Here is a 13,947-nt window from a genome sequence, read left to right on the forward strand (position 1 = left end):
AGATTTCCGAACGGAGAAAGATCTATGAGCCTTAATCCGAGAGACGTTGTCGTCGTCGATTGCGTGCGGACTCCGATGGGTCGTGCCAAGAATGGTTGTTTCCGTAACGTGCGTGCGGAGACCCTGTCGGCTGCGCTGATCGAAGCATTGTTCGAGCGCAACCCGAAGCTCGACCCGAAAGAAGTTGAAGATGTAATCTGGGGCTGTGTAAACCAGACCAAAGAGCAGGGCTTTAACGTGGCCCGGCAGATTTCCCTGCTGACCCGTATCCCTCATGAGTCTGCAGCCCAGACTGTTAACCGTCTGTGTGGCTCTGCCATGAGCGCTATTCACACGGCGGCCCAGGCTATCATGACCGGTAACGGTGATATGTTCATGGTTGGTGGTGTGGAGCACATGGGGCATGTACCCATGACCGAAGGCTTTGACCACAACCCGGCTGCATCCAAGTACTCTGCTAAAGCGTCCAACATGATGGGCCTCACGGCAGAAATGCTGGCCAAGATGCACGGTATCACCCGGGAGCAGCAGGACGAATTCGGTGCCCGCTCTCACCGCCTGGCCCACGAGGCCACACTGGAAGGGCGCTTCAAGAACGAAATTGTTCCTATCGAAGGTCATGATGAAAATGGCTTTGTGAAGCTGATTGAAGAAGACGAAACCATTCGTCCGGATACCACTGTGGAGTCACTGGGCCAGTTGAAGCCGGCCTTTGATCCGAAGAACGGTACCGTGACTGCAGGTACGTCTTCACAGCTGACCGACGGCGCTGCTGCCATGGTACTGATGTCGGCAGAGCGTGCAGAAGCGCTTGGTCTGACGCCAATTGCCAGGATCCGCAGCATGGCGGTAGCAGGCTGTGATCCCGCAATCATGGGTTACGGTCCGGTGCCGGCAACCAAGAAGGCGCTCAAGCGTGCAGGCCTGAAAGTTGAAGATATCGACTTCTGGGAGCTGAACGAAGCCTTTGCTGGCCAGTCTCTGCCGGTTCTGAAAGACCTCAAGTTGCTGGATGTAATGGACGAGAAGGTAAACCTGAACGGTGGTGCGATTGCTCTGGGGCATCCGCTGGGCTGTTCTGGTGCACGTATCTCAACAAGCCTGTTGAATGTAATGCAGGACAAAGGCGGAAAGCTTGGTGTCTCCACCATGTGTATCGGCCTGGGTCAGGGCATTGCAACGGTCTGGGAGCGTCTGTGATCTGTTAACAGATCGCAGTAACGCTTTCATGGAAGGCCCGGCAATGCGCCGGGCCTTCCTGCTTTCGGGGCAAACTAAGGGTTGTCTTGCTATTCCTGACCCTGTAAAACAGTGTGCCTTAAGATAACGACGGCTTTTATATTTTTTCCAGCCGATTGATTTTACAGCGCGTTTACGGTCTCCTTGTGTATTGACCGATTTATCGCCAAGGATACAGATTTCCGATATGGGTAAAAGTCTCGTAATTGTCGAGTCACCAGCGAAAGCGAAGACCATCAATAAATACCTGGGCTCTGACTTTATCGTAAAGTCCAGTGTCGGGCACATTCGTGATCTTCCCGTTAGTGGCAGCGGATCGCAAAAAGATCCCAAGGAACGCGCCAGGCAGGCCGCAATCACCCGCAAACTGAGCCCGGAAGATAAGGCTGCCCACAAAAAGCGCAAAGCCCGGGAGCAATTGGTTGCGCGCATGGGTGTGGATCCGGACCAGAACTGGAGTGCCCGCTACGAGGTTCTTCCGGGTAAGGAAAAGGTGGTCAGCGAACTGAAGCGGCTCGCCAAAAGTGCCGATCATATTTACCTGGCAACGGACCTTGACCGGGAAGGGGAAGCGATTGCCTGGCATCTGAAGCAGACGATAGGTGGTGAGCCGGATAAGTATCGTCGTGTTGTCTTTAACGAAATAACCAAGCGTGCCATTCAGGATGCCTTTGAAAACCCGGGCACCCTGGACACGAATCAGGTTAATGCGCAGCAGGCGCGGCGTTTTCTCGACCGGGTTGTGGGGTATATGGTATCCCCGCTCTTGTGGGCCAAGCTGGCCCGTGGCCTTTCAGCCGGTCGGGTACAGTCCGTCGCCGTGCGTCTGATTGTCGAGCGCGAGCGTGAGATTCGCGCTTTTATACCTGAAGAGTACTGGCAGTTGTTTGCCAGCCTCAGCGCCGGGGAAAAGGCGAAGCCGGTGCGCTTTGAGGTAACCCGCTACAACGATAAGCCCTACCGCCCGGTTAGCGAGCAGCAGAGCACCGAGCATGTCGAGCGCCTCAAGGCCGGCAGTTTCAAGGTTGCTAAAAGAGAGGACAAGCCAACCCGGTCGCGCCCGGGCGCGCCGTTTATTACCTCCACGCTGCAGCAGGCTGCCAGTAACCGTCTCGGATTCAGTGTCAAGAAAACCATGATGCTGGCACAGCGCCTGTATGAGGCGGGCTACATTACCTACATGCGTACGGATTCCACCAACCTGAGTCAGGACGCTATCAGCAGCTGCCGCGATTATATCCAGGAGCAGTTTGGCGGACGCTACCTGCCGGAAAAGCCGAAAGTGTACGGCAGTAAAGAGGGCGCGCAGGAGGCTCACGAAGCTGTACGGCCAACGGAAGTAACCCGGAAGGCTGCTGGCATAAGCGGCCTGGAGAAGGATGCGGAAAAACTCTACGACCTGATCTGGCGCCAGTTTGTTGCCTGTCAGATGGCCGAGGCCGAGTTCCTCAGCACATCCATTGTGGTCGCCAGCGGCGATTATGAGCTGCGCACCCGTGGTCGTATCATCAAGTTTGAAGGGTTCCTGAAGGTTGCCCCCCAGTCCTCCAAAAAAGACGAGGATGTGTCCTTGCCGGACATTAAAGTCGGCGACGCGCTGAGCCTTGAAAAGCTGGACCCGAGTCAGCATTTCACCAAGCCTGCGCCACGTTACACGGAAGCCAGCCTGGTTAAGGAGCTGGAGAAGCAGGGCATCGGCCGGCCTTCGACGTATGCGTCGATTATTTCGACCATTCAGGACCGGGGCTATGTTCGCCTGCAGAACCGTCGTTTTTACGCCGAAAAAATGGGCGAGATAGTCACCGAGCGGCTGTGCGAGTCATTTTCCGATCTGATGGACTATGACTTTACGGCGAAAATGGAAGGCAACCTGGACCACATTGCCGACGGGGATGTGGACTGGAAAAAAGTCCTCAATGACTTTTACGCAGGCTTCAGGCAGCAACTGGAATCTGCGGAAGCAACAGACCCCGAGGGCGGCATGCGCCCGAATATCCCCACGGAAACAGACATTCCATGCCCCAGTTGTGGCAGGAACATGCAGATCCGGGTCGCCAGTACCGGTGTTTTCCTGGGTTGCTCGGGTTACTCGTTACCGCCCAAGGAACGGTGTAAAACCACCATTAACCTGGTGTCCGGTGATGAGGTGGCCAGCGTTGATGATGACGTGGAAGGTGAGGGCGAGTCCCGTCTGCTGCGTAAAAAGCGCCGCTGCCCCAAGTGTGGCACTGCCATGGACAGTTATCTGGTGGACGAAAACCGCAAGCTGCATGTCTGCGGTAATAACCCGGACTGTTCAGGTTATGAAGTCGAGAAAGGCACCTTCCGGATTAAGGGGTATGATGGCCCGACCCTGGAGTGTGACAAGTGTGGCTCCGAGATGCAGCTGAAAACCGGGCGTTTCGGTAAGTATTTCGGGTGTACAAGTGATACTTGCAAAAATACTCGTAAGTTATTGAAAAGTGGTGAGCCCGCACCGCCCAAAATGGACCCGGTGCCTATGCCGGAGCTGAAGTGCCGCAAAGTTGATGACACCTATGTACTGCGTGACGGTGCGTCCGGACTGTTTCTGGCAGCCAGCAAATTTCCGAAAAACCGGGAAACCCGGCCGCCTCTGGTGATGGAAATAAAGCCGCATCGCAAGGAGATCGACCCGAAGCATGATTACCTGATGGATGCGCCGGAGAGAGATCCGGAAGGCAACCCGACCGTCATCCGCTACAGTCGCAAAACCAAAGAGCAGTATGTTATGTCGGAAAAAGACGGTAAGGCGACAGGGTGGTCTGCCTGGTATGTGGACGGAAAGTGGCAGCCACGGCAGAAGTAACCGTTGTGACTGTTAAGTAACGAAAAGGGGGCAGAGCATCGACTCTGGCCCCTTTTTTGTTTTCAGCGTGTATCAGCTCACGCCTTGCTACTTCAGTCTCTGAATCAGTGAAGACGTATCCCAGCGATTTCCGCCCATCTTCTGAATGTCCCCATAGAACTGATCCACCAGGGCTGTGACTGGCAATGAAGCATTAACCCGACGCGCTTCTTCAAGGCATATCCCCAGATCTTTGCGCATCCAGTCAACGGCAAAACCGTGGTCAAATTCACCTTTAATCATGGTCTCGGAGCGGTTTTCCATTTGCCAGGACTGCGCGGCTCCCTGGGAAATAACATCCACCACTTTTTTGATATCAAGATTCGCCTGTCCGGCAAAATGCAGGGCTTCCGACAGGCCCTGAATCAGCCCGGCAATGGCAATCTGATTGACCATTTTGGTTTTCTGGCCACTGCCGGCAGGCCCCATCAGATTCAGTGCTCTGGCGTAGTGCTGAAGCAGTGGTTGCGCCTGCTGGTAATCCTGATCACTTCCCCCGCACATGATAGTGAGCTGGCCGTTCTGAGCGCCTTGCTCGCCTCCGGAGACAGGGGCATCGATAAAGCCCAGGCCGGACTGGCGGGCTTTCCCGGCCAGGTTTTCTGCAAATCCGGCTGAGGCAGTGGTGTGGTCAATCAGGATGGCACCGGTCTGAGCATGCGCCAGAACGCCGTCAGCCCCCTCATACACCGCTGCAAGATCTTTGTCGGCCCCAACGCAGGTCACCACAAAGTCTGCGCCTTCTACGGCTTCTGCGATGGTTTCAAAGGCGCGTCCCGGGTAGTCTGCAACCCACTTCCGGGATTTTTCAGTGGAGCGGTTCCAGACACGTACGGTCAGTCCAGCATTGGCCAGATGTCCGGCCATGGGGTAACCCATAACGCCGAGACCAATAAAGGTTACAGTGGACATGGTTTTCTCCTTCGAGCCTTTTGCGGCTCAATCGGTCCATTTATTTGGTGCGTAAGAGAAGACAGGCAGTGACAGCTGATAGCGAATGGCGGTCATCCTGATGAGAAGCCCGACACTGAATGAGGCAAGCATGTTGATGTCCTGATCCACGCCTTGATTCATCAGGAACAGATAGAGCAGCGCAACCAGCAGGGATATGCTCGCATAAAGCTCGTGGCGCAGCACCTGGGGTGTTCGGTTGCACATGATATCCCGCAGAATGCCGCCGAAAATCCCCGTGGTAATACCCGCCATTACAACCACCGGGGTTTCATAGTCCAGCCGCAGAGCGACGTTGCAGCCGATGATGGTGAAGGCGATAAGTCCCATTCCGTCAAGAATCAGAAACAGCTGGTGCAGGTGCTTCATAAAGCGTGCAAGCAGCATGGTAAGCAGCCCTGCGGATACTGTGAGGTAAATATACGGAGGGTGTTGGGTCCAGGTAACCGGAAAGTTACCCAGGAGTACATCGCGAACCGTGCCCCCGCCAAGGGCCGTCAGAAACGCAATCAGTGCAACGCCAAATAAGTCCATATTGCGTCGCCCGGCCGCCAGGGCGCCGGACATGGCTTCAGCGGTTATGGCAATAAGGTAGATGTAAATGAGCACGCGAAACCTCGGTTGGTATAGCGCCTCTCCCGTTCCGGATAACTGGGCGTCCGGGCGGCACCCGGGTGCTTGTTCTTTCGTTGGGTTGCGCGATGTGAGCGGATTATGAAGAAGGCCGCTGAATCAGCGGCCTTCTTGTCTCAGGTGTGGTGCAGGGTATTATTTCGTCGGATAATCCCTTTTGGGTGACCCGGTATACAGCTGGCGCGGGCGGCCAATGCGGTAATCACCGCTGACCATCTCGTTCCAGTGGGAATACCAGCCGATTGTACGGGACATGGCGAAGATGACCGTGAACATGGACGTGGGGATGCCGATCGCTTTCAGGATCAGCCCGGAGTAAAAGTCCACGTTCGGGTAGAGTTTGCGCTCAATGAAGTAATCGTCTTCAAGGGCAATCTTCTCAAGACGCTGCGCGATTTTCAGCAGAGGGTCGTCTTCCATGCCCAGCTCGGACAGGACTTCGTGTGCTGTTTCGGCCATTACTTTGGCGCGCGGATCAAAGTTCTTGTAAACGCGGTGACCAAAGCCCATCAACCGGAAGGGGTCGTCTTTATCTTTAGCCTTGGCAATGTAGGTCTCGATATTATCGACGTCGCCGATTTCATTCAGCATGTCGAGAACGGCTTCGTTCGCACCACCATGAGCCGGACCCCACAAAGCTGCGATGCCAGATGCAATACAGGCATACGGGCTGGCGCCGGTGGAACCGGCCAGGCGGACAGTTGAGGTTGAAGCGTTCTGTTCATGGTCTGCGTGCAGAATAAAGATCTTGTCCATGGCTTTGGCCAGGACAGGGTTTGGCTTGTACTCCTCGCAAGGAACGCCAAACATCATCTGCAGGAAGTTTTCCGAGTAGGAGAGATCGTTCCGCGGATAAACGAACGGCTGTCCAATGCTGTACTTGTAGCACCAGGCGGCAATGGTCGGCATCTTGGCGATAAGGCGGTGTGCCGTGATCTCGCGCTGCTCTTCGCTCTTCAGATCCATCTGGTCGTGATAAAACGCAGACAGTGCGCCCACCACACCACACATGATTGCCATTGGGTGCGCGTCCCGGCGGAAGCCGTGGAAGAAATTGCGCATCTGGTCGTGCAACATGGTGTGGTTTTTAATGGTCTCATGAAACTTCTTGTTTTCTTCTGCGCTGGGCAGCTCGCCATTCAGCAGCAGGTAGCACAGCTCCAGATAGTCTGAGTGCTCTGCAAGCTGCTCAATCGGGTAACCCCGGTGCAGGAGAACGCCGTTTGCGCCATCAATATAAGTAATCGCAGACTCGCAGGCGGCTGTCGAGACAAACCCCGGGTCGTATGTGAAAACGCCTTGCTGGACCAGGCCTCTTACGTCAATAACGTCAGGGCCAACGGTGCCGGAATAAACCGGTAGCTCAATGGACTGTTCCCCCACCGAGAGCGTGGCTTTCCTGTCGGTCATAGTGCTCTCCTGTTAATCAGCTTTGACAGCGCTGGCTGTCTTTAATAGATGCGCGAGATGGCGCTTATTATCGCAAAACTGGCCGCAAAATATAGGGCGTCAGCTTTTTTTGTCAATGAAAGAGTGCAGAACCGACATAAAAACACCCTTTGTGTAAATCAGGGGTATCACGCATTCAGCGCCCTGCAGAGAGTTCGAGTGAGTGTCAATAAGCCTTATGGATTGCCCGGTTGAGGCTTCTGCGCGGTCCTGCCTTGCGTTGCACGTTTGTAATTATACGGGAGGCTCCTTATAATCCCTAGCCCGGAATCGGGGATTCATCTTCATGGGCGCTTGTGAATAGCAAGCTACCTGGTTGGTGTCCGCCCTCCTGAACCAATCGGTTGCCGATAATAAATCGAACACCGGTCCTTACATACCAACCATCCGCTGCCGGCTTGCCGGTCCTGCGGTACCAATAGAGAGTGTGAGAGCGCTGTGAATAGCAAACGACCAGTAAATCTCGATCTCGGCAAGTTTCATTTTCCGCTGCCAGCCATTACATCCATAATTCATCGCATCAGCGGCATCATCATTTTTGTTGGTGTTGCGTTCATGCTTTATGGATTGCAGCTTTCCCTGTCGGGGGAAGAGGGCTTCAGTCAGGTAAGTGAACTGCTGAACAGCTTCCTGGCCAAGCTGATTACCTGGGGCATACTGTCTGCTCTGCTGTACCACCTGGTTGCAGGTATCAAACACCTGCTCATGGATATGGGTATTGGTGAAGAGCTTGAAAGCGGGCGTCTGGCCGCCAAGCTCACAATTGCAATTTCCGTCATCCTAATTATTGCGGCAGGAGTCTGGGTATGGGCATGAACAGTGTAACCAATCTTGGTCAGAACGGTATCCAGGACTGGATACTCCAGCGAGTTTCTGCCTACGTATTAGCCTTCTATACGTTGTTCATGCTTGGTTTTTTCATGACCAACGATGTTGATTACCAGTCCTGGTCTGCTCTGTTTGATCAGGGGTGGTTCAGAATCTTTTCGTTGCTGGCGTTACTTTCAATAGCAGCTCACGCTTGGGTCGGGCTCTGGACGGTATCGACTGACTATATGCAGTCAGCCATGCAGCGTTTTCTTTTTCAGGCGGCATTCATTCTCGTGATTTTCGTGTATGTGGTCTGGGGTGTTCAGATTATTTGGGGGCTTTAACTGATGGCTAATATCAAAACCGTGTCATACGACGCGATTGTTATCGGCGGCGGCGGTTCCGGTATGCGAGCTGCCCTGCAGCTCACTGAGTCCGGCGTTAACACAGCGTGTATTACCAAAGTATTTCCGACCCGTTCGCACACGGTATCTGCCCAGGGCGGTATTACCTGTGCCATCGCCAGTGCCGACCCCAACGACGATTGGCGCTGGCACATGTACGATACGGTTAAAGGTTCCGACTACATCGGTGACCAGGATGCGATTGAGTACATGTGCTCTGTCGGGCCTCAGGCAGTGTTTGAGCTGGAGCACATGGGGTTGCCATTCTCCCGTACCGAGCAGGGGCGCATTTATCAGCGTCCGTTCGGCGGTCAGTCCAAGGGGCCGGATGACCCCACTCAGGCAGCCCGTACCTGTGCGGCAGCGGACCGTACCGGGCATGCACTTCTGCACACGCTTTATCAGGCAAACCTTAAAGGTGGCACCACGTTCCTGAACGAATGGTATGCAGTAGACCTGGTTAAGAACGCCAAAGGCGACGTAGTTGGTGTTGTCGCTATCGAAATTGAAACCGGTGATGTTGTTTACGTTAAGTCCAAGGCAACGGTTCTGGCGACTGGTGGTGCGGGCCGGATTTACGCCTCCACGACCAACGCCCTGATCAATACCGGCGACGGCGTAGGTATGGCGCTGCGTGCCGGCTTCCCGATGCAGGACATGGAAATGTGGCAGTTCCACCCAACCGGTATTTATGGCGCCGGTACTCTGGTTACCGAGGGTTGCAGGGGTGAAGGTGGTTACCTGATCAACGGCGAGGGCGAGCGTTTCATGGAGCGCTACGCACCAAACGCCAAAGACCTGGCCGGGCGCGATGTTGTTGCGCGCTCCATGGTTCTGGAAATTCTGGAAGGTCGTGGCTGTGGCCCGGAAAAAGACCATGTGCTGCTGAAGCTGGATCACCTGGGTGAAGAAACCCTGAACCTGCGCTTGCCGGGCATCTGCGAACTGTCTCGTACGTTTGCTCACGTAGACCCGGTAAAAGAGCCGATTCCGGTGGTTCCGACCTGCCATTACATGATGGGCGGTATTCCGACCAACGTGGGTGGTCAGGCGCTGACTCAGGACGAAAACGGCAACGACCAGCCCATCCCGGGTCTGTTTGCCTGCGGTGAAGCCGCCTGTGTTTCTGTTCACGGTGCAAACCGTCTGGGCGGTAACTCGTTGCTTGACCTGGTTGTCTTTGGTCGTTCCGCTGGCCTGCACATTGAAGAGCAGCTTCGCGGCGGATTTGAAACAGACAGTGCAACGGATGAAGATATCAAGCAAGCGATGGCGCGCCTGGATCGTCTGAACAGTGCTTCAGATGGTGAGGACGTGGCTGACGTGCGCAGAGATCTCCAGAATTGCATGCAGCTGTACTTCGGCGTGTTCCGTGACGGCAAGAGCATGGAAGAAGGGCTGAAAAAGCTGGACGAGATTGGCAAGCGTGTGCGTAACACCAAGTTGGCCGACACCAGCAATGCATTCAATACTGCCCGTATTGAAGCGCTGGAGCTGGACAACCTGTATGAGGTGGCGCTGGCAACCGCGATTGCAGCCCATGAGCGTAAAGAGAGTCGCGGCGCCCACGCCCGCAATGACTACACAGAGCGTGATGATGAGAACTGGCTGAAGCACTCTCTTTATTTCCCGCTGGAAAAGCGTATCGGCAAGCGTGATGTTAACTTTGCGCCAAAAACCGTTGATACATTCCAGCCCAAAATCCGGACTTACTAAAGGGGAACGTACACTATGCTGGTAAGCCTTTACCGTTATAACCCGGAAACCGACAACGCCCCTTATATGCAGGACGTGGAAATTGAGCTTCCGGCGGGCAAGGATCTGATGGTTCTTGACGTGCTCAATCTCATTAAAGAAGGCGACCCGTCCATGGCCTATCGCCGCTCATGCCGTGAAGGTGTGTGCGGTTCAGACGGCATGAACATGAACGGTAAGAACGGACTGGCGTGCATTACACCGGTCTCGCAGGTTGTGAAAAAGGACAAGCTGGTACTGCGTCCGCTGCCCGGGTTGCCGGTTATCCGCGATCTGGTTGTGGATATGAGCCTGTTCTACAAGCAGTATGAAAAAGTAATGCCGTACCTTGTGAACGACGAGCCGGCACCCGCAATTGAGCGGCTGCAGACCCCGGAAGACCGTGAAAAGCTGGATGGCCTGTACGAGTGCATTCTCTGTGCCTGCTGTTCAACATCATGCCCGTCTTTCTGGTGGAATCCGGACAAGTTTATCGGTCCCGCAGGGCTGCTACAGGCATACCGGTTTCTGGCGGACAGTCGCGATACTGCCCAGGCAGAGCGGCTTGCCAATCTGGATGATCCGTTCAGTGTGTTCCGCTGCCGTGGCATCATGAACTGTGTCAGTGTCTGTCCGAAAGGCCTCAACCCGACAAGGGCGATAGGTCATATTCGCAATCTGTTGCTGCACAGGGCTACATAAGCAGCAAAACCAGAAACAGACGCTATACTGACCTGCAGAGGTTGGAACCCGGAAGGCCTCGCGATCATGCGGGGCCTTCAACCAAAGGCTTATAGTCAAAAGTCTTAGCCGGGTGCACACTACGGCAAGCCGTAGCGGGAACTCACTGTGTTTTCTTGCGGCATTGCTGAGTAAAAACATCAATGGGGAAAATGCCCGGGCGTCAGGTGAGGCTGCCATAGTCGATCCCGTAAAAACCCGTATTGACTGGGAAATGCGCCTGACCGACGATACGAGGCTCCCCCGCACCAGCCCAAGGTGAGTTATTCAAAATGCAAGAGAGCATCATGGAGCAGTTATGGCAGACATCCCACTTACAAGGTGGAAATCTAGCCTATGTTGAAGAGCTTTTTGAAACCTACCTGACAGACCCTAACGCCGTTCCTGAAGAATGGCGCAGCTATTTTGACAAGCTTCCCAGTGTTGACGGCCAGCATGGTCGCGATGTGAGTCACGCAGCAATCCGGGAGCAGTTCGAGCATATTTCCCGCAATCAGCGTTTCCTCGCCAGCAATGGCGTACCTGCCAGTGCTACGTCGGGAGGCGACAAGAAACAGATCAGGGTTCTCCAGCTAATCAATGCCTATCGCTTCCGTGGACATCAGGAAGCAAAACTGGACCCGCTCGGCGTCTGGAATCGTCCCGACGTAGAGGATCTGGACCCGTCTTTTCATGATTTAACAGAAGCCGATCGCGAAGTTGAGTTTCAGACAGGCTCTTTGAGCTTCGGTGCTGAGACCATGAAACTTGGCGATATTGTTGACGGCCTCCGGCAAACCTACTGCGGCAGCATTGGCGCCGAGTACATGCATGTAGTTGATACCCGCGTTAAGCGCTGGTTCCAGCAGCGTATGGAGCCCGTACGCTCCGAGCCCGGGTTTGAGGTTGAAACACGTAAGCACATCCTGGAACGTTTGATTGCCGCAGAAGGCCTTGAGAAATACCTGGGTGCCCGCTATCCGGGCGTTAAGCGCTTTGGCCTTGAAGGCGGCGAAAGCCTGATCGCTTGTGTTGACGAACTGATTCAGCGTGCCGGCTCTTACGGCGCCAAGGAAATCGTTCTTGGCATGGCCCACCGGGGCCGCCTGAACGTACTGATTAATACCTTTGGCAAGAACCCGAGAGAACTGTTTGACGAGTTTGAAGGGAAGAAACTTGCCGACTATGGTTCCGGCGACGTCAAATACCACCAGGGCTTTTCATCCAACGTCATGACGCCCGGTGGTGAAGTACATCTGGCGATGGCCTTTAACCCGTCCCACCTGGAAATCGTATCACCCGTAGTGGAAGGCTCCGTCCGTGCCCGCCAGACGCGCCGCGCTGATACCGATCGCAACCAGGTCGTGCCGGTTATCATGCACGGGGATGCCGCCTTTGCGGGGCAGGGTGTGGTTATGGAAACCTTCCAGATGTCCCAGACCCGTGGTTATGGCGTAGGTGGAACGGTCCATATTGTTATTAACAACCAGGTGGGCTTTACCACGAGTAAGCGGGAAGATGCGCGCTCTACTGAGTATTGCACCGATGTCGCCAAGATGGTTCAGGCGCCAATCCTGCATGTGAACGCGGATGATCCGGAAGCCGTCGTGTTTGTCACCCAAATGGCGATGGATTATCGCAATGAATTTAAAGGCGACGTGGTGATCGACCTGGTCTGTTACCGTCGCCGGGGACACAACGAAGCAGATGAGCCGGCTGCAACCCAGCCAATGATGTATGAGAAGATTCGCAAGCGTAAAACAACACGCACTCTGTATGCGGAACAGCTTCTCGCTGCCGGTGTTGTAACCGAAGACGAAGTCAAGGAAATGGAAGACGACTATCGGGATGCCTTGGACAAAGGGGATCACGTGGTCAAATCACTGGTTAAAGAGCCGAACAAAGAACTGTATGTCGACTGGGCTCCGTATCTGGGGCACAAGTGGACGGCCAAGTGTAAAACCAGTGTGACACTGAAAAGCATCAAGTCGCTGGGCAAGAAGCTTACCGATGTACCGGAAGGGTTCGTTGTTCAGCGTCAGGTTTCAAAAATCGTCAGCGATCGCGAAAAGATGACCGCCGGCGCACTCCCGATCAACTGGGGGTACGGTGAGATTATGGCCTACGCCACATTGCTGGAAGAAGGCCATCCAATCCGGATTACCGGTCAGGATGTTGGCCGCGGGACGTTCTCTCACCGCCACGCTGTGTTGCATAACCAGAAGGACGGCAGTCAGCACATTGCACTGGCGCAGCTTTCGGACGATCAGCCAAAGTTTGAGATTTACGACTCACTGCTTTCCGAAGAAGCAGCAATGGCCTTCGAGTATGGCGTTGCGACCACAACTCCGGATGCGTTGGTTGTCTGGGAGGCACAGTTCGGTGACTTTGCGAACGGCGCCCAGGTTGTTATTGACCAGTTTTTAACCAGCGGTGAGCACAAGTGGGGACGCCTGTGCGGTCTTACTCTGCTGTTGCCTCACGGCTATGAAGGCCAGGGCCCGGAGCACAGCTCTGCGCGTCTTGAGCGTTACCTGCAACTCTGTGCCGAGCAGAACATACAGGTGTGCGTGCCGACAACGCCGTCACAGGTATTCCATATGTTGCGTCGTCAGGTGAAGCGCCCACTGCGTAAGCCCCTGATTGCCCTTACGCCGAAAAGTCTGTTGCGTCACAAAGAAGCGACTTCCGACCTGGAAGATCTGACGTCGGGCACGTTTAAAACGGTACTTCCTGAAAAAGAAGCACCGGATGCAAAGAAAGTAACAAAGGTTATTCTCTGCAGTGGCAAGGTTTATTTTGACCTGCTGGAGAAAAAGAAGGTCGACGAGCGCGAAGATGTTGCCATTATTCGTATTGAGCAACTGTATCCGTTCCCTTCGCAGGACCTTGATGAACTTCTGGCTCAATACTCCAAAGTCAAACACGTAGTATGGTGTCAGGAAGAACCCATGAACCAGGGCGCCTGGTATTGCAGTCAGCACCACATGCACAATGCGCTGCATCGCCTGAACCCCAAGCTGCAGCTTCAGTACGCCGGTCGTGCGGCTTCCGCCTCTCCGGCCACCGGGCATATGTCTGTGCATATTGAAGAGCAGAAAAAACTTGTTAACGACGCGTTTGAAGTCTGACGAGCTACCG

Annotated in this window: 10 protein-coding genes; 7 read left to right on the plus strand and 3 right to left on the minus strand. The window is 54.6% G+C overall.

Features of this window, described 5'->3' with window-relative positions; translation table 11 throughout:
• Positions 1–24 precede the first annotated feature (24 nt).
• Entirely contained in the window at positions 25–1,200 is a 1,176-nt protein-coding gene (fadA, locus tag FFI95_RS06750; RefSeq protein WP_144821670.1) for an acetyl-CoA C-acyltransferase FadA, read from the plus strand.
• Between the two features lie 226 nt (positions 1,201–1,426).
• Positions 1,427–4,066 carry a type I DNA topoisomerase gene (gene topA / locus FFI95_RS06755; protein ID WP_144821671.1) on the plus strand — a complete coding sequence of 880 codons (2,640 nt, stop codon included), beginning with the start codon at positions 1,427–1,429 and terminating at the stop codon, positions 4,064–4,066.
• Between the two features lie 87 nt (positions 4,067–4,153).
• On the opposite strand, the gene FFI95_RS06760 is transcribed toward topA, so the two are convergent.
• The 3 genes from FFI95_RS06760 to gltA all read right to left on the minus strand — a co-directional run bounded on the left by FFI95_RS06760 (position 4,154) and on the right by gltA (position 7,099).
• Entirely contained in the window at positions 4,154–5,017 is an 864-nt protein-coding gene (locus tag FFI95_RS06760; protein WP_144821672.1) for an NAD(P)-dependent oxidoreductase, read from the minus strand.
• A gap of 27 nt (positions 5,018–5,044) precedes the next feature.
• A complete protein-coding gene (locus tag FFI95_RS06765) occupies positions 5,045–5,665 on the minus strand; it encodes a trimeric intracellular cation channel family protein (RefSeq protein ID WP_144821673.1) in 621 nt (206 codons plus the stop codon).
• 159 nt (positions 5,666–5,824) lie between these two features.
• Positions 5,825–7,099, minus strand: a complete 1,275-nt coding sequence (gene gltA / locus FFI95_RS06770) for a citrate synthase (RefSeq protein WP_144821674.1) — start codon at positions 7,097–7,099, stop codon at positions 5,825–5,827.
• A gap of 477 nt (positions 7,100–7,576) precedes the next feature.
• On the opposite strand from gltA, the gene sdhC reads away from it, so the two are divergent.
• The 5 genes from sdhC to FFI95_RS06795 all read left to right on the plus strand — a co-directional run bounded on the left by sdhC (position 7,577) and on the right by FFI95_RS06795 (position 13,937).
• On the plus strand, positions 7,577–7,954 hold the full coding sequence (gene sdhC / locus FFI95_RS06775) for a succinate dehydrogenase, cytochrome b556 subunit (protein ID WP_144821675.1): 378 nt from the start codon (positions 7,577–7,579) through the stop codon (positions 7,952–7,954).
• Positions 7,945–8,292, plus strand: coding sequence for a succinate dehydrogenase, hydrophobic membrane anchor protein (gene sdhD / locus FFI95_RS06780; RefSeq protein WP_246069445.1), 348 nt, complete (start codon positions 7,945–7,947; stop codon positions 8,290–8,292). Before sdhC ends, sdhD begins: the two co-directional genes overlap by 10 nt.
• Positions 8,293–8,295: 3 nt before the next feature.
• Positions 8,296–10,068 carry a succinate dehydrogenase flavoprotein subunit gene (gene sdhA, locus FFI95_RS06785; protein ID WP_144821676.1) on the plus strand — a complete coding sequence of 591 codons (1,773 nt, stop codon included), beginning with the start codon at positions 8,296–8,298 and terminating at the stop codon, positions 10,066–10,068.
• 15 nt (positions 10,069–10,083) lie between these two features.
• On the plus strand, positions 10,084–10,788 hold the full coding sequence (locus FFI95_RS06790) for a succinate dehydrogenase iron-sulfur subunit (RefSeq protein WP_144821677.1): 705 nt from the start codon (positions 10,084–10,086) through the stop codon (positions 10,786–10,788).
• Positions 10,789–11,099: 311 nt separating this feature from the next.
• Positions 11,100–13,937: a 2-oxoglutarate dehydrogenase E1 component gene (locus tag FFI95_RS06795; protein ID WP_144821678.1), complete on the plus strand. Its 2,838-nt coding sequence runs from the start codon at positions 11,100–11,102 to the stop codon at positions 13,935–13,937.
• The last annotated feature ends 10 nt before the right edge of the window (positions 13,938–13,947 follow it).

Source organism: Marinobacter piscis, from assembly GCF_007671655.1.
GTDB classification, from domain to species: Bacteria; Pseudomonadota; Gammaproteobacteria; order Pseudomonadales; family Oleiphilaceae; genus Marinobacter; species Marinobacter piscensis.